This window comes from Modestobacter sp. SYSU DS0875, from assembly GCF_054050915.1.
Genome location: NZ_JBJHAH010000001.1, coordinates 82,650 through 107,662 on the forward strand (window position 1 = coordinate 82,650; position 25,013 = coordinate 107,662).

The 25,013-nt window shown below is 74.1% G+C and carries 25 protein-coding genes; 20 read left to right on the top strand and 5 right to left on the bottom strand.

Going from position 1 to position 25,013, the window contains the following annotated elements; genetic code table 11:
* Positions 1 to 9: 9 nt before the first annotated feature.
* From ACI79Y_RS00380 to ACI79Y_RS00390, 3 genes are all read right to left on the bottom strand, one after another.
* Complete coding sequence (locus tag ACI79Y_RS00380) at positions 10 to 1,002, bottom strand: aldehyde dehydrogenase family protein (protein ID WP_457156584.1); 993 nt, start codon at positions 1,000 to 1,002, stop codon at positions 10 to 12.
* A 71-nt stretch (positions 1,003 to 1,073) separates the two neighbouring features.
* Positions 1,074 to 1,427 (bottom strand): aldehyde dehydrogenase family protein, encoded by a 354-nt coding sequence (locus ACI79Y_RS00385; protein ID WP_457156585.1) that lies wholly within the window; start codon positions 1,425 to 1,427, stop codon positions 1,074 to 1,076.
* A gap of 32 nt (positions 1,428 to 1,459) precedes the next feature.
* Entirely contained in the window at positions 1,460 to 3,082 is a 1,623-nt protein-coding gene (locus ACI79Y_RS00390; RefSeq protein WP_457156586.1) for an AMP-binding protein, read from the bottom strand.
* Positions 3,083 to 3,285: 203 nt separating this feature from the next.
* Here ACI79Y_RS00390 and ACI79Y_RS00395 point away from each other — a divergent pair, with 203 nt between their 5' ends.
* The 11 genes from ACI79Y_RS00395 (at position 3,286) to ACI79Y_RS00445 (ending at position 13,903) form a co-directional block, all read left to right on the top strand.
* Positions 3,286 to 4,245: a PaaX family transcriptional regulator gene (locus tag ACI79Y_RS00395; RefSeq protein ID WP_457156587.1), complete on the top strand. Its 960-nt coding sequence runs from the start codon at positions 3,286 to 3,288 to the stop codon at positions 4,243 to 4,245.
* 133 nt (positions 4,246 to 4,378) lie between these two features.
* Positions 4,379 to 5,290 (top strand): SDR family NAD(P)-dependent oxidoreductase, encoded by a 912-nt coding sequence (locus ACI79Y_RS00400; RefSeq protein WP_457156588.1) that lies wholly within the window; start codon positions 4,379 to 4,381, stop codon positions 5,288 to 5,290.
* Between the two features lie 4 nt (positions 5,291 to 5,294).
* Entirely contained in the window at positions 5,295 to 6,221 is a 927-nt protein-coding gene (locus tag ACI79Y_RS00405) for an amidohydrolase family protein (RefSeq protein ID WP_457156589.1), read from the top strand.
* Complete coding sequence (locus ACI79Y_RS00410; protein ID WP_457156590.1) at positions 6,218 to 7,840, top strand: AMP-binding protein; 1,623 nt, start codon at positions 6,218 to 6,220, stop codon at positions 7,838 to 7,840. The genes ACI79Y_RS00405 and ACI79Y_RS00410 overlap by 4 nt, the downstream gene beginning before the upstream one ends.
* Before the next feature lie 27 nt (positions 7,841 to 7,867).
* A complete protein-coding gene (locus ACI79Y_RS00415) occupies positions 7,868 to 8,332 on the top strand; it encodes a MaoC family dehydratase (RefSeq protein WP_457156591.1) in 465 nt (154 codons plus the stop codon).
* Positions 8,329 to 9,018 (top strand): RraA family protein, encoded by a 690-nt coding sequence (locus ACI79Y_RS00420; protein ID WP_457156592.1) that lies wholly within the window; start codon positions 8,329 to 8,331, stop codon positions 9,016 to 9,018. Before ACI79Y_RS00415 ends, ACI79Y_RS00420 begins: the two co-directional genes overlap by 4 nt.
* A 2-nt stretch (positions 9,019 to 9,020) precedes the next feature.
* On the top strand, positions 9,021 to 9,680 hold the full coding sequence (locus ACI79Y_RS00425) for an RraA family protein (RefSeq protein ID WP_457156593.1): 660 nt from the start codon (positions 9,021 to 9,023) through the stop codon (positions 9,678 to 9,680).
* Complete coding sequence (locus ACI79Y_RS00430; RefSeq protein ID WP_457156594.1) at positions 9,677 to 10,300, top strand: RraA family protein; 624 nt, start codon at positions 9,677 to 9,679, stop codon at positions 10,298 to 10,300. Before ACI79Y_RS00425 ends, ACI79Y_RS00430 begins: the two co-directional genes overlap by 4 nt.
* Positions 10,297 to 10,713, top strand: a complete 417-nt coding sequence (locus ACI79Y_RS00435; RefSeq protein ID WP_457156595.1) for a RidA family protein — start codon at positions 10,297 to 10,299, stop codon at positions 10,711 to 10,713. Before ACI79Y_RS00430 ends, ACI79Y_RS00435 begins: the two co-directional genes overlap by 4 nt.
* Positions 10,714 to 10,751: 38 nt before the next feature.
* Complete coding sequence (locus ACI79Y_RS00440) at positions 10,752 to 11,765, top strand: amidohydrolase family protein (RefSeq protein ID WP_457156596.1); 1,014 nt, start codon at positions 10,752 to 10,754, stop codon at positions 11,763 to 11,765.
* On the top strand, positions 11,762 to 13,903 hold the full coding sequence (locus ACI79Y_RS00445; protein ID WP_457156597.1) for an acyl-CoA dehydrogenase family protein: 2,142 nt from the start codon (positions 11,762 to 11,764) through the stop codon (positions 13,901 to 13,903). The genes ACI79Y_RS00440 and ACI79Y_RS00445 overlap by 4 nt, the downstream gene beginning before the upstream one ends.
* 76 nt (positions 13,904 to 13,979) lie before the next feature.
* On the opposite strand, the gene ACI79Y_RS00450 is transcribed toward ACI79Y_RS00445, so the two are convergent.
* A complete protein-coding gene (locus ACI79Y_RS00450; protein WP_457156598.1) occupies positions 13,980 to 15,161 on the bottom strand; it encodes a cytochrome P450 in 1,182 nt (393 codons plus the stop codon).
* A gap of 371 nt (positions 15,162 to 15,532) precedes the next feature.
* Here ACI79Y_RS00450 and ACI79Y_RS00455 point away from each other — a divergent pair, with 371 nt between their 5' ends.
* From ACI79Y_RS00455 to ACI79Y_RS00485, 7 genes are all read left to right on the top strand, one after another.
* A complete protein-coding gene (locus tag ACI79Y_RS00455; protein ID WP_457156599.1) occupies positions 15,533 to 16,210 on the top strand; it encodes a nuclear transport factor 2 family protein in 678 nt (225 codons plus the stop codon).
* Between the two features lie 120 nt (positions 16,211 to 16,330).
* Complete coding sequence (locus ACI79Y_RS00460) at positions 16,331 to 17,314, top strand: DODA-type extradiol aromatic ring-opening family dioxygenase (protein ID WP_457156600.1); 984 nt, start codon at positions 16,331 to 16,333, stop codon at positions 17,312 to 17,314.
* A gap of 28 nt (positions 17,315 to 17,342) precedes the next feature.
* Positions 17,343 to 18,197, top strand: a complete 855-nt coding sequence (locus ACI79Y_RS00465; RefSeq protein ID WP_457156601.1) for an ABC transporter ATP-binding protein — start codon at positions 17,343 to 17,345, stop codon at positions 18,195 to 18,197.
* A complete protein-coding gene (locus ACI79Y_RS00470; RefSeq protein WP_457156602.1) occupies positions 18,190 to 18,906 on the top strand; it encodes an ABC transporter ATP-binding protein in 717 nt (238 codons plus the stop codon). The genes ACI79Y_RS00465 and ACI79Y_RS00470 overlap by 8 nt, the downstream gene beginning before the upstream one ends.
* Positions 18,907 to 18,919: 13 nt before the next feature.
* Entirely contained in the window at positions 18,920 to 19,846 is a 927-nt protein-coding gene (locus ACI79Y_RS00475; protein ID WP_457156603.1) for a branched-chain amino acid ABC transporter permease, read from the top strand.
* On the top strand, positions 19,843 to 21,057 hold the full coding sequence (locus ACI79Y_RS00480; protein ID WP_457156604.1) for a branched-chain amino acid ABC transporter permease: 1,215 nt from the start codon (positions 19,843 to 19,845) through the stop codon (positions 21,055 to 21,057). The genes ACI79Y_RS00475 and ACI79Y_RS00480 overlap by 4 nt, the downstream gene beginning before the upstream one ends.
* 10 nt (positions 21,058 to 21,067) lie before the next feature.
* Entirely contained in the window at positions 21,068 to 22,405 is a 1,338-nt protein-coding gene (locus ACI79Y_RS00485; RefSeq protein WP_457156605.1) for an ABC transporter substrate-binding protein, read from the top strand.
* A 60-nt stretch (positions 22,406 to 22,465) separates the two neighbouring features.
* Here ACI79Y_RS00485 and ACI79Y_RS00490 read toward each other — a convergent pair whose 3' ends face one another.
* Positions 22,466 to 23,188: an SDR family NAD(P)-dependent oxidoreductase gene (locus ACI79Y_RS00490; RefSeq protein ID WP_457156606.1), complete on the bottom strand. Its 723-nt coding sequence runs from the start codon at positions 23,186 to 23,188 to the stop codon at positions 22,466 to 22,468.
* 154 nt (positions 23,189 to 23,342) lie between these two features.
* Here ACI79Y_RS00490 and ACI79Y_RS00495 point away from each other — a divergent pair, with 154 nt between their 5' ends.
* Together ACI79Y_RS00495 and ACI79Y_RS00500 are read left to right on the top strand one after the other, a co-directional pair.
* Positions 23,343 to 24,545, top strand: a complete 1,203-nt coding sequence (locus tag ACI79Y_RS00495) for a DUF222 domain-containing protein (protein ID WP_457156607.1) — start codon at positions 23,343 to 23,345, stop codon at positions 24,543 to 24,545.
* 218 nt (positions 24,546 to 24,763) lie between these two features.
* Positions 24,764 to 25,003 carry a hypothetical protein gene (locus ACI79Y_RS00500; RefSeq protein WP_457156608.1) on the top strand — a complete coding sequence of 80 codons (240 nt, stop codon included), beginning with the start codon at positions 24,764 to 24,766 and terminating at the stop codon, positions 25,001 to 25,003.
* Positions 25,004 to 25,013: the final 10 nt, after the last annotated feature.

The window sequence follows — 25,013 nt, forward strand, 5'->3', positions numbered from 1 at the left end:
GAGCGGGGGTCAGCGGTGCCGGTCGTGGACGACGTGGAGCACCCGGGCGATCGCATCGGCGGCGCCGGCCGGGCGGCCGAAGCTCATGGCGTCCACCGGGAGCGGGGCCCGCTTGCGGGTGACCGCATCGGCCCGGGTGAACTCCCGGAGCCCGTCCTCGCCGTGGATCCGGCCGAAGCCGCTCTCCCGACACCACCGAAGGGCAGCGCCGGCACCGAGGCGGAGGTGAGCACGGAGTTGACCGAGGTCATCCCGCTGCGCATCCGGCGGGCCAGGTCCGGCCCGCGGGCCCGCGGGCCGCTGAACACCGACCCGCCCAGCCCCATGGTGCTGGCGTTCGCCCGGGCCAGCGCCTCCTCGGCGTCGGCGACCCCGGTGATGGTCAGCGTCGGGCCGGAGGGCTCCTCCCGCACCGCGGCGGACGTCTCGGTGCCGGCGGACGACGTCGGTCTGGCTCGCCATCGTCATCGGGCCGTAGCTCGCGTCGGCGTCCGAACCGGGGCGCAGCGCGGCGACCCGCCCGGTGACCTCGGCGACGAACCGGTCGTGCCCAGCGGCGGTCGCGTAGATCCGCTCGATGCCGATGCAGGTCTGCCCGGCGTTGCTCATGGCACCCCAGACGGCGGCGTCCGCGGCGGCGGTCACGTCGGCGTCGTCGACGATCATCGCGTCCTTGCCGCCGAGCTCCATGAGAACCAGGGTCAGCGTCTCGGCGCAGGCGGCCGTCACCGCGCGCCCGGTGGCGGCCGACCCGGTGAAGGCGAGCCTGCCGACGCCGGCGCGGCACAGTGCCGCACCGGTGGCGCCGAGGCCGGTGACCACCTGGAGGGCGTCCGGGACGTCAGGGACGGCGGCCCGCCAGGCTTCGGCGAGCCAGGCGCCGACGGCGGGGGTGAACTCGCTGGGCTCGAAGACGACGGCGTTGCCGGCGGCCAGCGCGTAGGCGATCGAGCCCATCGGGGTGAACACCGGGTAGCTCCACGGGCCGATCACCCCGACCACGCCGAGGGGCTGGTACTCCAGGTACGCGGCGTGGTCGACCGCCAGCAGGCCCGGCCGGACCCGGCGCGGGCTCAGGGTCCGGCGGCGTGCGCCCCCGCCCAGGCCAGGTGGTCCACGGCGAGGGCGATCTCCAGCAGGGCATCGGCGTGCGGCTTGCCGTTCTCCCGGTGCACCGGGTCGGCCAGTTCGTGCAGCCGGCGGGCCAGGTGGCCGCGGTAGGCGGCCAGCCGCAGCCAGCGCTCACCGAACCCGAGGGCGGCCCAGTGGTCGGCGGCGGCCCGGGCCACCGCGTCGCCGACGGCGGCGTCGTCGTGCACCGGGAAGACTCCCACCACCGCGCCGCTGGCCGGGTCGAGGGACTCGAACGTCCCGCCGGTGCAGGCTGTCGCGCCTGGGATGCTGTCCGCCCCCTCGGGGAGTGGCATGGACCACACGCCACCGACGGGTGGGCGGTGGGTCAGTCCGGTGTACCCGCCACCCGGCCCGCCCAGCGCAGGTCAGCCTTGCCGGCGGGGGAGCGGTGCACCTCGGGCACGAAGACCACCTGCCGTGGCCGTTTGTGGTCGGCCAGCTCCGCCCCGACGGCGTCACGCACCTGGTCGGCGGTGAGCTCGGCGCCCGGCCGCAGGGCGACGACGGCGGTGATCCGCTGGCCGAACCGCTCGTCGGGCACGCCGACGACGATCGCGTCGGCGACCGCCGGGTGGCGCAGCAGCACCTCCTCGACCTCCTCGGGCGGCACCTTCTCCCCGCCGGTGTTGATCACCCGGCTGCCCCGGCCGCGGAACACCAGCGTGCCGTCGGCCTCGAGGGTCGCCAGGTCCCCGGGCGCCGACCACCATGCGCCGTCGACCTCCCGGAAGGTGCCGTCGCCGCCGGAGGGCCGGCCGGCGTAGTGCACCTCCCGCGGCGCTGGTGCGGCCAGGACGCCGACCTGGCCGGAGCCGGGGACGACGTCCCGGCCGTCGACGTCGAGAAGGCGCGCTCCCGGGGCGAGCACGAAGCGGGAGGTGGGGGCGACGGCCCCGCGCCGGGTCAGCGACATCGCGTACGGTCCGCCCTCCGAGGCGACGATGACGTCGGTGATCTCCGCGTCGGCGTGCTCGAGCAGGGCCGCCTTCGCATCGGCGCTGAAGACCGCGCCGACGGAGACCACGCGGCGCAGGCTGCCCAGGTCGTGCGGGTGCCCGGCCGCGGCGGCAGCGGCCAGTTCGGCGACCAGTGGGCGGGCGAAGACGTCGCCGACGATGACGAGGTCGGTGACCCGGTGGCGCCCGATGGCCGCGGCGACCTCCGCCGGGTCGTAGGACCGGGAGGCGGGGAAGACCATCCGCCCGCCGGCGGCCAGGGTGCCCAGCGTCGTGTAGATGCCCGTGCCGTGCATCAGCGGGGTGGGGGCGAGCGTGACCAGTCGGTCGGGCTCGGCGGCCGCCTCCCGGAGCCGCTCGCGGAGCTCGGCCAGGCCGGCCGGCGCGGGGACGCCGAACTTGGCGAAGCCGTTGGGCACGCAGCTGACCCGGAAGACCGTGGACTGCCGGGTCAGCACCCCCTTGGGGTGTCCGGTGGTGCCGCCGGTGTAGAGCAGCCACTCGCCGTCGGGGCGAGGGGCGCGCGGACGCGGTGCGCTCGCCGCCAGCACCGCCTCCAGCGCCTCCCCCGGCAGCGGGCCGGGCGGGTCGGCCGGGCCGGCGACGTGCAGCAGCGCACGCAGCTGCGGGCGCCGGGCGGCGGCCTCCGCGACGACCGGGCCGGTCGCGGCATCGAAGACCAGCCCCACGGCGTCCGCGTCGTCCAGGACGTGCAGCAGCTCCGCGGCGCGGTACCGGTAGTTGACGTTGAACGGGACGGCGCCGAGCTTGGTGGCCGCCAGCACCGCCTCGACGTACTCGGGGCCGGTCCACAGCCCGATGCCGACCCGGGACCCCGGGCCCACGCCGCGCTCGGCGAGGGCGGTGGCCAACCGGGCTGCACGCTCGTCGAGCCGGGCCCAGGTGCGCCGCGTGTCGCCCTGGACGATCGCCACCGCGGTCGGCAGCTCGTCGGCCACGGTCTCGAAGACGGTCGCGAGGCTCTCCTGCATGGAGGCACACTAGTGTCGGTCGTCACCGTGGTGCGTCGTTCCATTCCGTCCCCCGGATGGGTGGGGGATCGTTCTCCCGCGCTCCGGAAGGCCTGTTGCGCGATCGGGCCCACCTAGACTCAGCTGCCGTCCACCACAGGACGCGCAGCGGCGGGAGAGCGGATGAGCGACGGAGACGGGCGGCGCGAGCCAGGGGTCACCGCGTGACGCGGGCGGCGCTGACCGACGCGGAGTCCGGGGGCGGGGAGCAGTCGGTGCTGACGTCGGCGCCCTCGGGCGACCAGGCCGAGGGGCCGGCCATCCGCCCGCAGACCCACGTCCTCCTCTTCTGCGGCACGCACCTCGCCGAGCCCGGGCTGGCCGTCTCCACCGGTGGCCTCATCGAGGCGTTGTCCCGGGTCGGCGTCGGTGAGCACGCCGCCCGCTCCACGGTCAGCCGGATGGTCCGGCGAGGCACGCTGGAGCGCCGCCGCCGGGGCAAGCGGATCTTCCTGCAGCCGACGCCGAGCGCGCGGGCGACCCTGGCCGAGGGTGGCGAGCGGGCCTGGCGCTCGCCGGTGAACCGCACCTGGGACGGGCGCTGGACGCTGTTGGGCTTCTCCCTGCCGGAGAGCCGCCGGGCCGATCGGCACCTGCTTCGCTCGCGGCTGCAGTGGGCCGGGTTCGGCATGCTGCAGAACGGGCTGTGGGTGGCCGCCGGGGACGTCGACGTCGCCGGTGTGCTCCGGCAGCTGGACGTGCTCGACCACCTGAAGGTCTTCCGCGCCCAGGTCGCCGCCCCCACCGAGGTGGAGGAGCTGATCGAGGACGCCTGGGACGTCGCGGCGATCGCCCGCGGCTACGCGGACTTCCTCGAGCGCTGGGACCGGCCCGACCCGCTGCCCGACGCCCCCGACGACCTCGCCCGCCAGCTGCGCCTGCTCGGGGAGTGGTCGCTGCTCGCCCGGCACGACCCCGCCTTGCCGGTGGAGTACCTGCCGGCCGACTGGCCGGCCGTGCGCGCCGAGCACGTGGCGCTGCGGCTGCGCACCCGGTACGAGGCCGGGGCGCGGATCATCGCCGACGGCCTGGTGGAGCGGTTGTCGGCGGCGGAGATCGCCGCACCGGTCGTTGCGGACGCCGTCGACGAGGTGTCCGAGGAGCTCCGGGCCGCCTCGCTCTGACCTCGTCGGGCCCCTCGCGCTCACTGGGCACGGCCGTTGACGTCCGCCACGAAAGTGAATAACGTCCGGGACGGTGCGGGGAGGCTCGAGGAGCTCTCCCCGTCGCAGGTCGACGCGCTACGAGAGGACCCCCATGCAGCTGAACGGCAAGGTCGCCGTCGTCACCGGAGCCGGCCGCGGGCTCGGCCAGGCCTACGCCAGGGCGCTCGCCGCCGCGGGCGCCGCGGTGGTGGTCAACGACCTCGACGGGGAGCTCGCCGAGCAGACCGCCGAGGGCATCCGCACTGCCGGCGGCCAGGCCGTCGCGGAGAACTCGGCCATCGGCTCGACCGAGGCGGCCGACGCGATCGTGGCGACCGCGGTCCGCGAGTTCGGCCGGCTGGACGTGATGGTCACCAACGCCGGCGTGCTGCGCGACCGCTCGCTGCTGAAGATGGAGGACGCCGACTTCGACGTCGTCGTCGAGACCCACCTGCGCGGCACCTTCACCTGCGGCCGCGCCGCGGCGCGGCAGTTCAAGGAGCAGGGCGGCAACGGCCGGCTCATCCTCATCGGCTCCCCGGCCGGGCAGCGCGCCAGCTTCGGCCAGACCGGCTACACCGCCTCCAAGGCCGGCATCGTGGGCCTGGTGCGCACCTGGGCCGCCGAGCTGGAGCGCAGCGGCTCCACCGTCAACGCCGTCATCCCGGTCGCGCTGACCCGGATGGTCGCCACCATCCCGGGCATGGCCGAGCTGGTCGAGAAGGCGGACAAGGGCGAGCCGATCCCCGCCGACGTCCGCGCCTCCGGCCTCGGCACCGCCGACGACGTCGCCCCGCTGGTGGTCTTCCTCGCCTCCGACGAGGCCGCCGGCGTCACCGGCCAGGCCATCGGCGTCGGCGGTGACCGGATCGCGATCTGGTCCCACCCAACGGAGGTCGCCGTCGAGAGCCGCCCGGGTGGCTGGAGCGCCGACGCGATCGCCGAGGCGTTCCCGACCGCCTTCCAGCCGCACCTGCAGCCGTTCAAGCCCGACACCGTCCCTGGCGCGCCGGAAGGGAAGTGACCGCATGACCGGCAACGTCGCCGGCAGCACGCCCGCCATGGACGTCGATGCGCTGGTCGCCATCGACGTGCACACCCACGTGCACCGCTCCGCCCGCGGCGCGGCGCACACCGCGGAGGGAGAGGAGGGCATCGAGGCGCTGGGGGAGTACTTCGGCCACGGCGGCATGCGCACCTACACGGTGCCCGAGCTCGCCGCCGAGTACCGCGAGCGCTCGATGGCCGCCGTCGTCTTCGGGGTCGACGACTGGTCCCGGACCGGTGAGGACCCGGTGCCGGCCAACGAGGAGGTCGCCGAGCTCGCCGCCGAGCACGCCGACGTCCTGATCCCCTTCGCCAGCATCGACCCCGCCCGGGGCGCCGCCGGCGTCCGCCAGGCGCGCCGACTCATCGAGCAGCACGGCGTGCGCGGCTTCAAGTTCCACCCCCAGGCGCAGGGGTTCTTCCCGAACGACCGGATGGCCTACCCGCTGTACGAGGTGATCGCGGAGGCCGGTCTGGTGGCCCTGTTCCACACCGGTCAGACCGGGGTGGGTGCGGGCACCCGGGGCGGTGGCGGGATCCGGCTGAAGTACGCCAACCCGATGGACGTCGACGACGTCGCCGTCGACTTCCCGGACCTGGACATCATCCTGGCCCACCCGTCCTTCCCCTGGCAGGACGAGGCGCTGGCCGTGGCCACCCACAAGCCACGGGTGCACATCGACCTGTCCGGCTGGTCGCCGAAGTACTTCCCGCCGCAGCTGGTGCAGTACGCCAACTCGCTGCTGCAGGACAAGGTGCTCTTCGGCTCGGACTTCCCGGTGATCACCCCCGAGCGGTGGATGAAGGACTTCGACGGCCTCTCGATCAAGGAGACGGTGCGCCCGAAGATCCTCAAGGAGAACGCCGCCCGGCTGTTCGGGCTGCGCCCGGGTGGAGCGCGGTCGTGAAGGAGAGCTTCGCGACGATCCTGGAGACCGTCGGCGACGTCCGACCCGACCGGTTGGCGGTCAGCCACGGCGAGCGCAGCCGCACCTGGGCCGAGCTGGAGGAGCGCGCTGCCCGGCTCGCCGGCCACCTCGCCGCGCAGGGCGTGGGCCCGGAGTCGCGGGTGGCGATCGCGCTCTACAACGGCATCGAGTACATCGAGAGCGTCTACGCGGTGCTCAAGCTGCGCGCGGTCCCGCTGAACGTGAACTACCGCTACCGGCGCGAGGAGATCGTCGGCCTGCTGGACGACGCGCAGGCCGAGGCGGTGGTGTTCGACGCCGCCCTGACCGAGCGCGTGGCCGAGGCCCGCCCGGACCTGCCCCGGCTGCGCGCGCTGGTCCAGGTGGGCGGCGACGCGGTGCCGGACTGGGCCGCCGACTACGACGCGGCGCTGGCCGCGGCCGAGCCGGCGCCGCGGCAGGAACGCGGCAACGACCACTGGCTGATGTACACCGGCGGCACCACCGGCCGCCCCAAGGGCGTCCTCTCCCGCCACTCGGGGCTGTACAACACCGTCTGCGCCAACGGGTTCCTGCTGCTCGGGGAGCCCTTCCCGCAGAGCCTCGACGAGCTGCGGGCGACCCTCGAGCGGCTCGGGCTGGACCGCGACGCGATGGTCTGCCTGCCCGCGCCACCGCTGATGCACGCCACCGGCATGTACACCACCTTCGGCGCGCTGCTGGCCGGCGGCCGGGTGGTCTACCTGGCCTCGAGGTCCTACGACCCCGACGAGCTCGCCGCCACGGTGGAGCGGGAGCGGGTGGACACCGTCTCCATCGTCGGCGACGTGTTCGCCCGGCCGCTGGCCGAGGCGCTCGACCGGGCCGAGGCCGAGGGGCGCCCCTACGACCTGTCCAGCCTGCGCCGGGTCATCAGCGTCGGCGTCACCTGGAGCGCCGACGTCAAGGAGCGGCTGCTGCACCACGCCGACATCGTGTGCCGGGACCTGGTCGCCTCCTCCGAGGGCGGCCCGTACGCGGTCATCGAGACCCGGCGCGGCGAGCCGACCGAGACCGCGCGCTTCCGGCTGGTCCCCGGCGCGCGGGTCATCGACGAGCAGGGGCGCGACGTCGAACCCGGCTCCGGCCAGGTGGGCATGCTCGCCGCGCCCGTCGACGAGCACATCCGCTACCAGGGTGACGACGCCGCGACCGCGGCCACCTTCCGCGAGATCGGCGGGAAGCGCTGGGTGGTACCCGGCGACATGGCCAGCCTGGACGCCGACGGCACCGTGGTCTTCCACGGCCGCGGCAGCCGGGTGATCAACACCGGCGGGGAGAAGGTGTTCGCCGAGGAGGTCGAGCAGCTGCTGCTCACCCACCCGGCCGTCCGCGACGCGATGATCGTCGGCGCACCCGACGAGCGCTGGGGCTCCCGGATCGTCGCCGTCGTCGCCCTGCACCCCGGCGCGGAGCTCACCGAGGCCGAGGCCCGCGCCTACGTCGGCGAGCGGCTGGCCGACCACAAGCGCCCGCGCGAGCTCGTCGTCGTCGACGAGTTGCGGCGCAGCCCGTCGGGCAAGGCAGACCTGCGGTGGGCCAGCTCCGTCGCCACCGGCACGGACACGCCCACCCCCTGATCCACACCCCGACCCGAGGAGAACCCGATGAGCAACCCCATCACCGTCGACGGCATCGAGGGCGTGAAGAGCCTGGCCGGCAAGGACCTGGGCACCAGTGACTGGGTGGAGATCACCCAGGAGATGGTCAACACCTTCGCCGACGCCACCGGTGACCACCAGTGGATCCACGTCGACCCGGAGCGGGCGAAGAAGGAGAGCCCGTTCGGCGGGCCCATCGCGCACGGCTACCTGACCCTGTCGCTCACCCCGCAGTTCCTGCCCCAGCTGATGAACATCACCGGCTTCTCGATGGGCGTGAACTACGGCACCGAGAAGGTGCGCTTCCCCGCCCCGGTGCCGGTGGGCAGCAAGCTCCGCGCCCGCGCCGTCGTCGACCAGGTCACCGACGTCCCCGGCGGGGTGCAGATGCAGACCACGCTGACGTTCGAGGTCGAGGGCGGTACCAAGCCGGCGTGTGTCGCGACGATCGTCGTCCGGCAGTACGTGTGAACGAGGAGGCCTCGCCGGCCGGCGGTGTCCCGTCGCTGGTCGCCCGGCTGTCGGCGCTGGACACCTGCGCGGTCTCCGACGCCCTCGACGGGCACGGCGTCCCCGGGGTGCTGTCCGGCCTCCGGCCGCTGTGGGCGGTGCCCCGGGTCGTCGTCGGGCGGATCCGCACCCTGCGGGTCGGCCCGCGGGAACCGGGCGCCGGGCCGACCGCGCACCTGGGCACGCAGCTGCTGGTGACCGCCGAGCGCGGAGACGTGGTGCTGGTCGACGCCGGCGGACGCACCGACGTGTCGTCCTGGGGCGGCATCCTCAGCACCGCCGCCGTCCAGGCCGGCGTGGGCGGGATCGTGATCGACGGCGCCTGCCGGGACATCGGGGAGAGCGAGCAGCTCGGGCTGCCGGTGTTCGGCCGCGCCGTCGTCCCCACCAGCGCCCGGGGTCGCATCGTCCAGCTCGGCATGGACGAGCCGATCACCGTCTGCGGCGTGCCGGCGAGCACCGGCGACCTGCTGGTCGCCGACGCGTGCGGCGCCGTCGTGGTGCCCGCGGCGCTGGCCGGGTCGGTGGTCGAGCTCGCCGAGCGGATCGCCGCCCGGGAGCAGCAGATGGTCGCGGCGGTGCGCTCGGGCCGCTCGGTCGTCGACGTCATGCACGACTCGCAGTTCCCCAGTCCCCGGGAGGCCTGACCATGAGCGAGCTGCTGCCGGTGACCGAGTTCGCCGGGCTGCCCACCGCCGCGGTGTCCGACGCGCTGGACCGGCTCGCCGTCCCGGCCGCCTGCCAGGGCATCCGGCCGCTGGCGCCCGGCCAGCGGCTGCTCGGCCGAGCGTTCACCGTCCGGTACGTGGCCACCGGCCGGCCCCCCGGCACCGTCGGCGACTTCGTCGACGACGTCCCACCCGGCGCCGTCGTGGTGATCGACAACGGTGGCCGGGAGGACTGCACCGTGTGGGGCGACATCCTCACCGCGGTGGCCTCGCACCGCGGGGTGGCCGGCACCGTGATCGACGGGGTCTGCCGGGACGTGCACCGCGCCCGGGACACCGGCTACCCGGTGTACAGCCGCGGCTGGTTCATGCGCACCGGCAAGGACCGGGTCACCGTGTCCGACGTCGGTGCGCCGGTGAGCGTGGCCGGCATCCGGGTGCGCGCCGGCGACCTGCTGGTCGGCGACGACGACGGCGTCGTCGTCGTCCCCGTCGAGGTCGAGCACGAGGTGCTGGCCGTCGCCCGGGAGATCGAGGAGCGGGAGAACGCCATCCTGGCCGCGGCGCTGGCCGGCAGCAGCCTGCGCGAGGCCCGTGCGGCGCACGGCTACCACCAGCTGCAGCGGTCGGTGGAGCGGTGACCGCGGTCGCGACGCTCACCGAGCGGGCGGCCCGGCTGGGGGCGTCCACCCTGCACGAGGCGGCCGGCCGGATCGGGGCGCTGCCGTCGACCATCGGCGCGCTCCACCGCGAGCAGCCGGCGGTGGCCGGGCCCGCGCTGACCGTCTCCTGCCCGGCCGGGGACAACCTGTGGCTGCACCGGGCGCTCTACGCCGCCCTCCCCGGCGACGTGCTGGTCGTCGAGGTCGGCGCCGGGGAGGACCACGGCTACTGGGGCGAGGTGATGGCGACCGCCGCCCAGGCCCGCGGCATCGCCGGGCTGGTCATCTCCGGCTGCGTGCGCGACGCGGTGCAGCTGCAGCGGCTCGGCTTCCCGGTCTTCGCCACCGGCACCTGCATCCGCGGCACCGGCAAGGACCCCGACCGGGCCGGTGGGATCGGCGGGCGGGTGCGCTTCGGCGACGTGCCGGTCACCGCGGGCGACCTGGTCGTCGGCGACGCGGACGGTGTCGTCGTCGTCCCCGCCGCGCAGGCCGAGCAGGCCGTCGCCGCCGGGGTCGCCCGCGAGGACAAGGAGGCCGACGTCATGGCCAGGCTGCGCGCCGGGGCCACCACCCTCGACCTGTTCGGGCTGCGATGAGCGGCCCGGCCGGGGCGCCGCGGTCCGGGCGCTCGATCCAGGTGCCCGGGCTGCACCACGGGGGTGCCCCGATCCCGATGGCCGCCCGGGTCGGTCCGCTCCTGGTCTCCGGTGGGGTGCTCGGGCAGGACCCGGACACCGGCGACGTGCCGGCCGACCCGGGGGAGCAGGTGCGGCTGGTGTTCGCCAACGTCCGCAGGGTGCTGGCGGCCGGCGGCGCCACCCCCGCCGACGTCGCCAAGCTGACCTTCTTCGTCCGCGACCGGTCGATGCGCGCCGCCATCGACGAGCAGTGGCTGGCGATGTTCCCCGATGAGGCCGACCGGCCCGCCCGGCACACCCTGACCACCGAGCTGGCGCCGGCGTTCGCCGTCCAGTGCGAGGTCCTCGCGTTCGTCCCCGACCGCGAGTGACCGTCCCTCCCTGACCCCGCTGCACACCAGGAGCCCGCGTGATCATCGATGCCCACGCCCACGTCGTCGCCCCGGAGGTCTTCTACGCCCACCGGGCCCAGCTGCTCGGCAGCGGCGGGTACCACCAGGACGAGGCCAAGATCAGCGACGAGGCGCTGGCCGAGTCGGCGGCGGCCAACGTGCGGATCATGGACGGCGTCGGCACCGACGTGCAGTTCATCTCGCCGCGCCCGTTCCAGCAGATGCACTCGGCGAAGCCGGCGGAGGTCGTGCACCGCTGGATCCGGGCCAACAACGACGTGATCGCCCGGTCGGTCGCGCTGCACCCCGACCGGCTCGCCGGTGTGGGTGGGCTGCCGCTGTGCGCCGGCGCGCCGGTGGAGTCCTGCCTCGACGAGCTGACCCGTGCGGTGGAGGAGCTCGGGTTCATCGGCGTGAGCCTGAACCCAGACCCCTACGAGGGCACCGGGCCCAGCCCGCTGCTGGGCGACGAGTACTGGTACCCGCTGTGGGAGCGGCTCGTGGAGCTGGACGTGCCGGCGCTCGTCCACCCGGCCGGCTGCTACAACGGGCGCGAGGTCTACAGCGACCACTTCATCACCGAGGAGTCCATCGCCGTCCTCTCGCTGATGCGGTCGCGGACGCTGCTGGACTTCCCCGATCTCAAGCTGATCATCGCCCACGGCGGTGGCTCGGTGCCCTACCAGATCGGTCGCTGGAAGGCGGCCCGGCTGGCGCCCGGCCTGGGCCGGGAGTCCTTCGAGGAGGGCTTCGAGGTGACCCTGCGCCGGCTGTGGTTCGACACCTGCCTCTACGACCAGGCGTCGCTGGCCTACCTGTTCGCCACCGTGGGCACCGACCGCTGCCTGTTCGGCACCGAGCGCCCCGGCTCCGGGTCGGTCACCGACCCGGACACCGGCCGCCCCTTCGACGACCTCAAGCCGGTCATCGAGGGGATCGGCGCGCTCGACGACGCCGACCGTCAGGCCCTCTTCGAGGACAACGCCCGCCGGGTGTTCAGCCGCTGGGCCGGCCCCGCGCGAGCCGCGTGAACAGCGGGCTGCAGGAGTCGGCCGCGCTGACGCCCGAGGAGCTCGCCGAGCTGCGGAGCACGGTCGCCGGCGCGCTGCGCGCAGTCTGGGCGGACCCGCGGTCCGCCGGTGAGCCGGACGCCGGCGACGCCCGGCTGGCCGCGGTGTGGCAGGTCGCCGTCCGGCAGGGTTGGACCGACCTCGGGCCGGCCGGCGCGCTGGACGCTCTGCTGGCGCTGACCGCGGAACTCGGTCGGCTGGCCTGCCCGCTGCCGCTGGCCGACGCCTACCTGGCCACCGAGCTGCTCGCCGACCGCACCGACCTCGCCACCGGGATCGCCGAGGGCGTGGTCCGGCCGGTGGTCGTGCCCGCCGAGGAGGCCGCCGCCGGGACGGTGCGGTTCGTCGACGGCGCCGGGGCGGCCACCCACCTGCTGCTGCTCCCGGCCGGGGACGGTGAGGTCGTGCTCGCGCCGGTCACCGGGGTGCGGCCCACCCCCGGCACCCCGGTCCCGGCCTGGGCTGAGGTCGACTGGACCGCCGACGGCGCGGTGCGCGTCCCGGTCGACGTCGCGTCCGCCGAGCGGGCCCGGGTGGTGCTGCGCCTGGCGCTGGCGACCCGGGCGTTCGGCGCGGCCGGGCGGGCGGCGGAGCTGGCCCTCGAGCACGCCTCCCTGCGGCACCAGTTCGGCCGGGCGATCGGCTCGTTCCAGGCGGTCGCGCACCGCTGCGTGAACGGCGCCATCGACCTGGCCGCCTTCGACGCGCTCGGCGCCGAGGCGACCCGGCTGGCGCTGACCGGTGACGACGGCTGGCTGCTCGCCGCCGAGCTCGCGGTGGCCTCCGCGGTCGAGGCGGCGCCCCGAGTGCAGCTGGGCGCGCACCACACGCTGGCCGCCACCGGCTACTTCGAGGAGCACGAGGCACCCTGGCTGTTCCGCCGGGTGCACGCCGACGTCACCCGGCTCGCGCTCTTCGCCCCGGCCGCCGGAGAGCCCGGTGACCTGCTGCTGGAGACCGGCGCCCGGCTGCCCACCCCGTACCTGGGCGAGGCGGCGGAGGCCGCGCGCGCGGAGGTGCGGGCGTTCATCGCCGAGCACGTCCCGGCCGGGGTGACCGGCGAGGACCCGGCGTTGGTCGAGCTGCTCGCCGACGCCCGGTACCTGGCCCCCGGGCTGGACCGGGAGCACGGTGGGCGGGGGGCCGGGCCGGCCGAGCAGGTGGCCATCGGGGAGGAGCTGACCCATGCCGGACTCGCGCCCGAGGCGCGCGTGGCCGCCGGCATGCTCGCACCCACGATCGCCCGGCTCGGCACGCCCGAGCAGCGGGCCCAGCTGCTGCCCCTGATCAGCCGCGGCCGCATGCCGTTCTACCTGGGCTACTCCGAGCCGGAGACCGGTTCCGACCTCGCCCACCTGCGCACCACCGCGGTGCGCGACGGCGACGACTGGGTGGTCACCGGCCAGAAGATGTGGGGCACGGGCGCGCACCTGGCCGAGTGGACCTGGCTGGCCGCTCGCACGGAACCGGCCGTGCCGGCGCACCAGGGGATCACCGTCTTCTGCTTCCCCACCGGCCTGCCCGGCTGGAGCGTCCAGCAGCACCGGTCGCTGGCCGGCGGGGTCTCCTGCACCACCTTCTTCGACGAGGTGCGGGTATCCGACTCGGCCCGCATCGGCGGGACGAACCAGGGTTGGCGGGTGCTCACCGAGGCACTGGCCCACGAGCGGATCGTCATCGCCTCGGGCGCCGCCGCGCTGCTGCGGCTGTTCGAGGACCTGGTCGACGTGCTGCGGGCCGACCCCGGCCGCGCCGGTCCGCGCGGCTCGGCGGCCCGCGCCACGCTCACCTCGCTCGCCACCCGGCTGCAGGCCGCCCGGGCCCTGGTCGCCACCAGCGCGCGAGACGCGCTCGGCGACGGCGGCGGGGTGGCCACGGCGCCGATGGCCAAGATCGTCGGCAGCGAGCTGGAGGAGGAGTTCGGCGAGGCGGTGCTGCGGCTGCTCGGCCCGGCCGCCGCGCTCGCCGACGGTCCGAACGCCGGGTCGCCGGAGACCTTCGAGTCCGCGCTGCGGTACTCGATCATGTCGGTGGTGGCGGGCGGGACCAACGACATCCAGCGCAACCTGGTGGCCCGCGCCCTCGGCCTGCCCCGCTGACGCCACCGGGCCCCGGGGGGTCCGGGGCCCGGCGGCACGGGTCGAGCCCGGCGGCGTCAGGCCGGGCCGGGGCCGCTCACCAGGTCAGGCGCAGCGGCAAGGCCCGCGGGCCCCGGTTGGCCAGGCTGGGCAGGTACTCGATCTCCTCGAACGGCACCGCCAGCTCGAAGCGACGGATCCCCGCGAGCAGCACCTCCAGCGCCACCCGGCTCTCCAGCCGGGCGAGGATGTTGCCGAGGCAGGCGTGCACGCCCCGGCCGAAGGCCAGGTGCGCCGAGGCGCGGCTGCGGTCGAGGTCGAGCTCGTCCGGCCGCTCCACGAACGCGGCATCGCGGTTGGCCGCCGCGTACATGACCTGCACCCGGCTCCCGGCCGGGATCGGGGTGCCGCCCACCTCGGTGTCCCGGGTGGCCATCCGGAACAGCCCCTGGATCGGGGACTCCAGGCGCAGCGACTCCTCGATGAAGGGAGCCAGCCGCGCGGGTTCGGCGCGCAGCCGGTCGGCGAGCTCGGGGTCCTGCGCCAGCAGGACCATGCTGTTGCCCAGGTGGTCGGTCGTGGTGATGTTGCCGGCCAGCAGGAGCTCCATCACGAAGCGGGTGGCGTCCTGCCGGTCCAGCCCGGCAGCCGCGATGGTGTGCAGGACGGTGTCCTCGGACTCCGCCGTCGCAGCGGCGTCCAGCGAGGGGGCCAGCAGTGCGCCGAACTCCCTGGCGATCCGGATGATCTCGGCCGGGTCGGTACCGGCGTGGCCGACGGTGCCCGCCAGCTCCTCGGACAGCCGGCGCAGCTCTGCGGTCTCCTCGACCGGCAGGCCGAGCACCGTGGTGATCACCGTGATCGGCAGCGGGACGGCGAAGTCGGCCATGAACTCGACCTCGGTGCGCCCGCGCAGGTCCCCGACCAGCCCGGTGCTCAGCTCCCGGATGCGCGGCTCGAACCGGTTCAGCCGGCTGGGGGTGAACGCCCGCTGGACCAGCTTGCGCCGCTGCGCGTGCTCGGGTTCGTCGGAGAGCAGCAGGAACGGCACGTGCCGGGCCAGCTCGCTCTCCGACGGGATGGGGGGCGCGCCGATGGCGTTGCGCGAGGAGAACGTGTCGGTGTCGCGCAGCACGGCATCGACGTCCTCGGCCCGGGTCACCAGGAAGGCGTTGGCCGGGGCCACCCAGGTGACGCCGGCCTCGCGCAGTTCCGCGTAGGCCGGGAAGGGGCACCGCAGTGCCCCCGGCTCGAGCTCGGCAGCGGCGTCGATCAGCATGCGGTGGCCTCTCCTCCGTCGGGCCGCGGTGTCCGCCCGCCGGGCGGAGCGCCGGCGTCACCCACCGTGGCCGGCGGCCCGGCCGACCCGGTGGCGGGTGCCGGAACTCTGGCAGTCGGTGCTCCCATCGTCAAGGAATCGCATCACGGTGCGAAATCGTCCCGGCCATGGTTGCGACCCCAGAGCACGTGTCTGACCAGCAGATCCACCGGGTGGCGCGGCACTGAAGGGCTGTCGGGGAGGTCCGATGGGCAACCGTGGGACGGAAGACGTTGGGCGGATCGTTGACGGTGACCAAACTCACGCCTACGTTTCGCGGTGCCCCCCACCGGAACTGGCAGCGCCGCCCACGGCGGCCGGAGGTCCCCCTGATGACAGACCAGATGGCAGCGCTCGAGGCCCGCATCGCCGAGCTCGAGCAGCGGCTCACCCGCACCGAGGACGAGCAGGCGATCCGCCGGCTCCAGTACCAGTACGGCTACTACCTGGACAAGACGCTCTACGAGGAGGTCGTGGAGCTCTTCGCCGACGAGGGCGCCCGGGTGCACTTCCTGCACGGGGTCTTCCACGGCAAGGAGGGCGTGCGGCGGCTCTACGTCGGCCGCTTCATGAACAAGTTCGCCGACGGGCACAACGGACCTCGCTACGGCCGGCTGCTCGACCACCCGCAGATGCAGGGCGTCATCACGGTGGCCCCGGACGGGCAGACCGCGCAGGCCCGGTTCCGGTCGGTCATGCAGGCCGGCAACCACGAGACCGTCGAGGGCTTCCGCCAGTGGTGGGAGGGCGGCATCTACGAGAACGAGTACGTCAAGCAGGACGGGCAGTGGCGGATCAAGGTGCTCAACTTCCGCTCGCTCTGGCAGGGGCAGTTCGACCAGGGCTGGTCCAAGGCTCCGGTCGAGTACGGCGGCTACCTCACCGAGACCTACCCGGACGACCCCAACGGACCCGACGAGATCGTCGACGACTGGGGCATGTTCCCGCGCACCGAGCTGGTGCCCTTCCACTACCTGCACCCGGTCACCGGCAAGACGGTCACCGGCTGAGGCGGTCCGCCCGCGACCCCTCACCCGTTCCATCGCGTCGTCCGGTCCGCCGGCACCGGGCCGGACGACGCAGCCTCCACCCGGCGCAGCCGGGCCGCCCCCCTTCACCCAGGAGCGTTCATGGCCACCATCGTCGGCGCGATCGGCACCTCGCACAGCCCCATGCTGCTCACCAACCCCCGCCTGTGGCGGGAACGGGCGGCCCAGGACCGCGGCAACAAGGAACTGCACGACACCAGCGGCCGGCACGTCACCTTCGACGAGCTCGCCGCGGCGGTCGGTGACCGCTACGCCGACCAGCTGACCGACGAGGTCTGGGAGCAGCGGTACACCGCCTGCCTGCAGGGCATGGCCCGGCTGGCCGCGGACCTGCAGGAACTGCAGCCCGACGTGCTGGTGGTGATCGGGGACGACCAGGAGGAGGTCTTCGACGCGACCAACCAGCCCTCGATGGCCATCTTCTGGGGGGACTCCTGGGAGACCGGGACCATGGAAGGCGCCCCGCCCGGGGAGTTCTTCGACAGCGTCAAGACCGGTTACGCGATGGACGCCGTCCACCGGTTCGCGGGCCACCCGCAGCTGGCGCTGGACGCCATCACCGGGCTGATCGCCCGCGAGTTCGACGTCGCCAGCGTCGCCAGCACCCCGCCGGGGCACGGCTTCGGGCACGCGTACGGCTTCATCATCGCGCGGCTGCTGGGGGAGCGGAGCGTGCCGGTCGTCCCGGTCATGCTCAACACCTACTTCCCGCCCAACCAGCCCTCCAGCAAGCGGTGCTACGACTTCGGAAAGGCCCTGGGGGCGGCGCTGGAGGCCTCCGCCGTCGACGCCCGGGTGGTGCTGGTGGCCTCCGGCGGGCTCAGCCACTTCGTCGTCGACGAGGAGCTCGACCGCCGGGTCCTCGACGGCATCGCCCGCCGGGACGCCGAGGCGCTGCGCGGCCTCCCCGACCACCTGCTCAACGCCGGGTCCTCCGAGATCCGCAACTGGGTCGCGGTGGCCGGTGCGATGCACGACCGCGAGGTGGCCTGGTCGGAGTACGCCCCCTGCTACCGGACCGCCGCCGGCACCGGGTGCGGCATGGGCTTCCTGCGGTGGCAGTGAGCCCGGTGCGGGCCCGGGAGGGCAGCCGGTGACCGGGGCCACCGCGGTGTCGGAGGGCGGGACGGCGCCGGTGCTGCGGGTGCGGGACGTCACCGTCCGCTTCGGTGGGGTGGTCGCCCTGGACGGGTTGTCCTTCGACGTCCCGCGCGGCGCGATCTGCGGGCTCATCGGCCCCAACGGCGCCGGGAAGACGACGATGTTCAACGTCGTCAGCCGGGTCTACGACGCCAGCTCGGGGCAGGTGCTGCTCGACGGCACCGACCTCCTGGCCCTGCCGGCGCACCGGATCGCGGCGGTCGGCGTGGCGCGGACCTTCCAGAACATCGCGCTGTTCCCGACGATGACCGTGCTGGACAACGTCGCCGTCGGCGCGCACGCCCGGGGGCGCGGGGGCTGGCTGCGGGCCGCCCTGCGGTTGGGCACCCGGCGCGCCGACGGGGCCGCCCGGCGCGAGGCCATGGAGCTGCTGGAACGGCTGGGTCTGGCGGCGCTCGCGCTGCGCCCGGTGGCCGGCCTGCCCTTCGGCACGATGAAGCGGATCGAGCTGGCCCGGGCGATGGCCGCGCGACCCAAGCTGCTGCTGCTCGACGAGCCGGCCAACGGGCTCACCCACGCCGAGGTGGAGGAGCTCGGCGGGGTGATCCGTTCGCTGCGCGACGACTTCGGCCTCTCCGTCCTCCTGGTGGAGCACCACATGAAGATGGTCATGAGCATCAGCGACCGGGTCACCGTGCTCGACTTCGGCCGGCGCATCGCCGACGGCACACCCGACCAGGTGCAACGCGACCCCGCCGTCATCGCGGCCTACCTCGGTGGCGAGGCCCCGGCGGGGCCTGCCGGCAGCGCGGACGCCACCACGGCGCGAGGGCGGCACCGTGAGTGAGCCGCTGCTGCAGCTGTCGGGTGTGCACGCTTCCTACGGGGAGGTCGCCGTCCTGCACGGCATCGACCTGGAGGTGCACGCCGGGGAGGTCGTCGTGCTGCTCGGCGCCAACGGGGCGGGCAAGACGACGACGCTGCGGGCGATCTGCGGGATGGTCGGCACCCGCGGGTCGGTGCGGCTGGCCGGCGCCGAGCTGGTCGGCCGGCCGACGGAGTGGATCGTCCGGCGCGGGATCTCCCACGTCCCCCAGGGGCGCGGGGTGTTCGGCGTGCTCAGCGTCGAGGAGAACCTGCGGGTCGGCGCCTGGAACCGGAAGGACACCCGCGGCATCGAGGCCGACATCGCCCGCTGGTACGAGGTGTTCCCCCGGCTCGCCGAACGGCGCGGCCAGCTCGCCGGCGGGATGAGCGGCGGCGAGCAGCAGATGCTCGCCATCGCGCGCGGGCTGATGGCCCGCCCGCAGCTGCTGCTGCTGGACGAACCGTCGCTGGGTCTGGCCCAGATCATCACCCGCGGGCTGTTCACGCAGCTCGAGGACATCAACCGCGAGGAGTCCGTCGCCATGCTCATCGTCGAGCAGAACGCCGAGCTCGCCCTGTCCTTCGCCCACCGCGGCTACGTCATCGAGTCCGGCTCGATCGTGCTGCAGGGGACGGCGGAACAGGTGCGGGGCAACGAGGACATGCGCCGCGCCTACCTCGGCTACTGAGGGCGGTGCCGACGTGTCACCGAACATCGACAACCCCGCCTACCTGCTGCAGCTGCTCACCGGCGGGCTGACCAACGGCGCGCTGTACGCGCTCGTCGCCCTGGCGGTGGTGCTGGTCTACAAGACGACCAGCCACATCAACCTCGCCCAGGGCGAGATGGCCACGCTCGGCGCGTTCGCCGTCTTCGCGCTCACCCGGCAGGGGGTGCCGGTCTGGGTGGCGATCGCGATCGCGCTGGTGCTGTCGTTCCTGCTCGGCGCCGGCCTGGAGCGCGGCCTGATCCGGCCGCTGGAGCGGCGGGGCGTCTTCCCCGTCGTGCTGGCCACGCTCGCGCTGTTCCTGATCATCAACGCCGTGGTCGCGATCATCTGGGGCACCCAGCCGGTACGCGCTCCCCGCGCGTTCCCCGGCGAGGTCGAGGACAAGATCGACGTGCTCAGCGGCCCGCCGCCGTTCTTCATCACCCACGTCGCCCTCGGCGTGCTGGCGACCCTGGTCCTGCTGCTGCTGGGCCTGTGGCTGCTGCTGGAGAAGACCAAGCTGGGGCTGGGGTACCGCGCGGTCGCGGCCAACCGGGAGGCCGCCGAGGTCCTGGGCATCCCGGTCGGCCGGATGTACCTGTTCGGCTGGGGCATCGCCGCGGCGCTGGGCACGCTGGCCGCCGCGCTGGTGGCCCAGACCGCCGGGACGCTGGACTTCAACTCGATGGGGGCGATCCTCATCTTCGGGCTGGCCGCGGCCACCCTCGGCGGGTTCGACAGCGTGCCCGGGGCCGCCGTCGGCGGGCTCGTCCTCGGCCTGGTGATGTCGTTCGTGCCGGGCCTGTTCACCGTCATCGAGGGCGACCTCAGCCTGGTCATCGCCCTCCTGGTGGTGCTGATCGTGCTGCTGGTGCGGCCCCAGGGCCTGTTCGGCACCAAGACACTGGAGCGAGTGTGAGCACCCCGCGCGTCGTCCTCGAGGGCTCCCGGGCCCACCGACTGTGGCAGGGCAGCGGGCTGCTGCTGGCCGTGCTCGTCGTCCTGGCCCTGCCGCTGCTGCTCGGCGACTTCCGGATCGGCCAGTTCAGCCTGGTCGTCGCCTACACCGTGGCGGTGCTCGGGCTGAACCTGGTCACCGGTTTCAGCGGCCAGATCTCGCTCGGGCACGGCGCCTTCTTCGGCCTGGGCGCCTACACCACCGCCATCCTGGTCACCGACCACGGCTGGGCCTGGGCAGCCACCGTGCCGGTCGCGGCGCTGCTCGGGCTCGCGCTGGGGTTCGCCGTCGGCGTGCCGGCGCTGCGGCTGCACGGCCTCTACCTGGCGGTCATCACCCTGGCCGTCGGGGTGGCGTTCCCGGTGGTGGTGAGCCAGCCGGTCGGGCTCGCGCTGGGCAGCGGCGGCATGGCCGGCAAGGTCGCCCGCATCAGCTGGGACAAGCCGGCCTGGTTCGGGCTGGACGTCACCGACCGTGGCTGGACCTTCCTGGTGATGGCCGCGATCGCCGGGGTGCTGTGCTGGCTGGCCACCGGCCTGGTGCGCAGCCGGGTGGGGCGGTCGATGGTCGCACTGCGCGACAACGGCACCGCGGCCGCGGTCTCCGGCATCTGGCCGGCGGAGGTCAAGACGGTGGCCTTCGCGATCAGCGCTCTCTACGGCGCGATCGGCGGCTCGCTGTACCTGCTCACCACGCCCATCGTGAGCCCGTCCACGGTCGGGTTCACCATCACGCTGCTGTTCATCACCGCGATGGTGCTGGGCGGCGCCGCCACCGTCTCCGGCGCCTGGATCGGCGGCCTGGCGATGGTCTTCCTGCCCTACTACACCGCCGAGTGGGCCGGGCAGCTGCCGGGGCTGCGCAGCCTGACCGACCAGCCCGGGCTGTTCGCCAACGTGATCTACGGGCTGATCCTCATCGTCTTCATCTACTTCGTGCCCAGCGGCCTGGTGCCGCTGCTGACCCGGCTGCGCACCCGCGTGCTGGTCATCGTCCCTCCCGAGGCCGCCGCGGTGGCCGGCTCCGGCAGCGACACCACCCCCGGCGAGCCCGACGGCGGCCTCGCGGGCCCGACCCCGGCGATCGGTGGGCACCCCGTGCCGCCGGCCCCGGAGACCGTGCCATCCCCATCCACGAGCCCGGGCAGCCTGCCCGGGTCCGCCCGCAGCTAGGAGAGACTCAATGACGAGAACACCCCGCTCCGTGGCCCTGGCGAGCGCCGGACTGTTGCTGCTCGGAATGACCGGCTGCGGGAACAGTCGCAGCGAGAGCGACTCGGGCGGGGGTGGCGGCACCTCGGGCGGCAGTGATGGGCAGTTCGCCGTCGACGCCGGCGCCTGCCCCGCCGACGCCACCGAGCCCCTCGCCGACGGCGAGCCGATCCTGATCGGCACCAGCCAGCCGCTCAGCGGCCCGCTGGCCGTCGCCGGTGGGGCCAACGTCTCCGGCATCACCGCCTACTTCCAGAAGATCAACGAGGAAGGTGGCATCGACGGGCACGAACTGCAGCTCGTCAGCAAGGACGACGGGTACGACGCCGCCCGCTCGGTCACCAACGCGCAGTCCTTCACCGGTGAGGAGCAGGTGTTCGCCACCGTGGCACAGGTCGGCACCCCGCAGATCAGCGCCACCCAGCCGATCTACGAGGCCGCCTGCGTGCCGCAGCTGTGGACGATCACCACCGGGCCGGCGTTCACCGACCCCGAGCAGCACCCGTGGACCATCAACGGCATCCCGCCGGCGCCGGTCGAGGCCAAGGCGATCGTCGACCACATCGCCGAGCAGGTGCCGGGCGGGACGGTGACCGAGATCAAGGGGGCCGACGCCCTGTCCGAGGACTTCCACGCCGCCCTGCCCGACCTCGCCGAGGAGGCGGGGCTGACGATGCAGCCGGCGCAGACCATCCCGGCCGGCGCCACGAACATCGACGCCCAGATCTCCGCCGCCGTGGCCGGCTCGCCGGACGCGATCGTGCTGGAGGCGCTGCCCAACTACGCGCCCGGGTTCCTCACCGGGCTGGCCCGGGCCGGCTACGACGGCATGGTGGTGCTCAACTCCTCGGCCAACGCCGCCAACCAGTGGGTCAGCCCGTCCGACCCGGCCGGGGAGGGCGCCGTCGTCCCGCTGTTCCGCAAGGACCCGGCCGACCCGCGGTGGGCCGACGACCCCGCCGTCCAGGAGTACCTGGACGACATGGCCGCCGCCGGGGAAGAGGAAGCCGCGCCGCTGGGCAACGCGCTGGACGGCTACGGCTGGGCCGAGCTGCTGGTGCAGAACCTGCGGGACGCCGCGGAGATGGACGGCGGGCTCACCCGGGCCAACGTCATGAACGCCGCCTGGAACATGGACATCTCCCGCCCGCTGATGCTGCACCCGGAGCAGCAGACCTCCGGCCCCGAGGACCCGGTGCTGAGCGAGGCCGGGGAGATGGGCGCCTACTCGGCGGAGACCGGTGGCTGGGAGCCGGTCGGGGAATGGGACTACTCCGGCCAGAGCGCCGACCTGATCGCCGGAGAGTGACCAGCGCCCACCGCTGAGGTCCGTCGGCCCGCCGGGAGCACGTCGCTCCCGGCGGGCCGCTCAGTGCAGGAGCCCGCCGCCGTCGCAGACGATGGTCTGCCCGGTGATCATCCGGGCGTCGGGGCCGGCCAGGAACGAGACGAGGCCGGCGAGGTCGTCGGGCTGCACCCGGCGGCGGATCGCCTGCTGGGCCATGGTCCGGTCGAAGTCGTCCTCGGAGTTGTACTGCTCGGTGCCCGGGGTGGCGACCTGCCCGGGCATGACCGCGTTGACGGTGACGCCGTGCTCGCCGAGTTCCCGGGCGAGCACCCGGGTCATCCCGAGCACGGCGCCCTTGCTGGCGACGTAGGCCAGCTGCCCGGGGCCGCCGGTGAAGAAGGTGCGGGAGGCGACGTTGACCACGCAGCCGCGGTCACCGGCCACCAGCCACGGGTGGGCGGCCTGGGTGGCCAGCGCGTAGCCGACCGCGTTCACGGTCAGGAAGCGCAGCAGCTCCTCCTTCGAGCTCTCCGTGTACGGACGTCGCGGGGAGATCAGACCGGCGTTGTTGACCAGCACGTCGATGCCCCCGTGCGCCCCGGCGATCGCGGACATCGCCGCCTCGAGCTGGTCGGGCTCGGTGACGTCGCACTCGGTCCAGGCAGCGGCCAGGTCGGGATCGTCCGGCGCGACCACGTCGAGCACCGCCACCGCATGCCCGTCGGCGCGCAGCCGGGTCGCGATCGCCGCGCCCAGCCCGCGGGCGCCACCGGTCACCACTGCTGTCGTCGTCGCTGCTCCCATGCCCTCGGACGCTACCGGGCAGGGGGTGGTCGCGGACGTGGCGAGCCCGCCCAGTGGAAGCTCCAACCGCCCTGCTGACCTGGGGATTCGTCTCGCTCGTGCGGTCGATTCGAGGTAGACTTCGAACGCACGTTCGAGTACGCTGGGGGTGGCTGTGAGCGAGTTGCAGTCGGCTCTCGACGCCCTCGCGGCCGATGACCTCCAGGCCTTCGGCGACGGCGAACTGCTGGACCGGGTGGGCGAGCTGGTGCGGTTGCAGAACCGGGCGGCCGCGGAGCTGGCGCGCACGGTACGGGCTTGCGAGCTCGCGCAGTCCCCGGAACGTGACGGGCTGGCGTCGATGCGCTCGTGGTTGATCGGGCACCGGCGGCTGTCGGCTGGTGAGGCCGGCCGGGTCGTGCGGGCTGGGCGGGCGCTGGGGCACCTGCCGGCGCTGGCGGCGGGGGTCGCCGCCAGCGAGGTGACGGCGGCGCAGGTCGACGTGGTGGCGAGTGCGGTGGGGGAGCGGGAGCGGGAGCAGGCCGCGGAGCAGGGCATCGACCTGGCCGCGTTCGACCAGGTGTGGGCCGATGTTGCGCGGGAGGCGCCGCATGCCTCGCTGGGTGTGGCGGTGCGGGCGTTCACCGAGGCGCTGGACCCCGACGGTCCGGAGCCCGATCCCACCGAGGGTCGGCGGTTCACGATGGCCAAGCACGCCGACGGCAGGGTCACCGGCCGCTTCGACCTGGACGCGGTGGGTGGGGAGAAGGTGCAGGCGGCGGTCGAGTCGATCGTGCAGGCCAACCGCCCCATGGGCGACACCCGCACCCGGGTGCAGCAGAACGCCGACGCGTTCGTGCAGTTGTGTGACAACCAGCTCGCGTCGGGTGGCCTGCCGACGCTGCGGACGGTGAAGCCGCACGTGGTCGTCGGGATCGACCTGGAGGACCTGGTCGACGATGCGGCCGGCCCGGGGGCTGCGCAGACGGGTTTCGGGGCGTCGATCTCCGCAGCCCGTGCCCGGTTCCTGGCCTGCGACGGGAGCATCTCCCGGATCGTGATGGGCCCCGACGGGGTCCCGCTGGACCTGGGGCGGGACCACCGGGTCGTCACCCCCGGACTCCGCAAGGCCGTCGAGCGCCGCGACAAGGGCTGCGTGTTCACCGGCTGCGGTGCCCCGACCTGGTGGTGCGACGTGCACCACCTCATCCACTGGCTCCACGGCGGCGAGACCAACCTGACCAACTCCGCACTGCTGTGCGAACGGCACCACACAAGGTCCACCACGGATTCCGGGTCGAACGACAACCCGACGGCCGATGGCGCACCTTCCGGCCCGACGGCACCGAGATCCTCATCGGACCACCTGCTGCAGTAGGCGCCGGTCGGTCGGGGCGCGTGTTCCTGGAGTTCGAGCGGGCCGGGCGTCGTTGGGCGCCTGCGCCTGTGCCCGCCTGGCGCGGCGCGGCGCGGCGGAGCCATGTTCCCGCTGGCTTGTCCGCGTGCCCGTTTCTCAGCCCCGTTCCACGCTGTCGGGGGAGGCGAGTCCGGGTGGTTGTGCCGCGGGTCCACCTACGCGGGGGTGGTTTGCTCGGTGTGCACGCGCTGGGCTACGAAGTGGTGGTGGAGGAGGAGCGGTCACGACGTCGGCTCGGCCCGACCTACTTCCTGGTCATGGGGGTCCTGTGGTCGGCCTTGGCCGTGGGGCAGTGGTTCGCGTCCGACAGCGCGTTCGTGCGCTGGAGCTACACGGGCCTGGCGATCGTGTGGCTGTGTGCCGGTGCCCTCGCTGTGTGCCAGCGACGGAAGGCGAACGCGCACGAGGCAAATGGCTGAATCGGCCAGA

Excerpts from the sequence above, each read along its gene's own strand:
- ACI79Y_RS00390 (WP_457156586.1), bottom strand. The coding sequence starts at position 3,082 with ATGCAGGAGAGCCTCGCGACCGTCTTCGAGACCGTGGCCGACGAGCTG.
- ACI79Y_RS00490 (WP_457156606.1), bottom strand. The coding sequence starts at position 23,188 with ATGGGAGCAGCGACGACGACAGCAGTGGTGACCGGTGGCGCCCGCGGG.
- ACI79Y_RS00460 (WP_457156600.1), top strand. The coding sequence starts at position 16,331 with ATGGCCACCATCGTCGGCGCGATCGGCACCTCGCACAGCCCCATGCTG.
- ACI79Y_RS00450 (WP_457156598.1), bottom strand. The coding sequence starts at position 15,161 with ATGCTGATCGACGCCGCTGCCGAGCTCGAGCCGGGGGCACTGCGGTGC.
- ACI79Y_RS00455 (WP_457156599.1), top strand. The coding sequence starts at position 15,533 with ATGACAGACCAGATGGCAGCGCTCGAGGCCCGCATCGCCGAGCTCGAG.
- ACI79Y_RS00435 (WP_457156595.1), top strand. The coding sequence starts at position 10,297 with ATGAGCGGCCCGGCCGGGGCGCCGCGGTCCGGGCGCTCGATCCAGGTG.
- ACI79Y_RS00485 (WP_457156605.1), top strand. The coding sequence starts at position 21,068 with ATGACGAGAACACCCCGCTCCGTGGCCCTGGCGAGCGCCGGACTGTTG.
- ACI79Y_RS00425 (WP_457156593.1), top strand. The coding sequence starts at position 9,021 with ATGAGCGAGCTGCTGCCGGTGACCGAGTTCGCCGGGCTGCCCACCGCC.
- ACI79Y_RS00400 (WP_457156588.1), top strand. The coding sequence starts at position 4,379 with ATGCAGCTGAACGGCAAGGTCGCCGTCGTCACCGGAGCCGGCCGCGGG.
- ACI79Y_RS00385 (WP_457156585.1), bottom strand. The coding sequence starts at position 1,427 with ATGCCACTCCCCGAGGGGGCGGACAGCATCCCAGGCGCGACAGCCTGC.
- ACI79Y_RS00415 (WP_457156591.1), top strand. The coding sequence starts at position 7,868 with ATGAGCAACCCCATCACCGTCGACGGCATCGAGGGCGTGAAGAGCCTG.
- ACI79Y_RS00405 (WP_457156589.1), top strand. The coding sequence starts at position 5,295 with ATGACCGGCAACGTCGCCGGCAGCACGCCCGCCATGGACGTCGATGCG.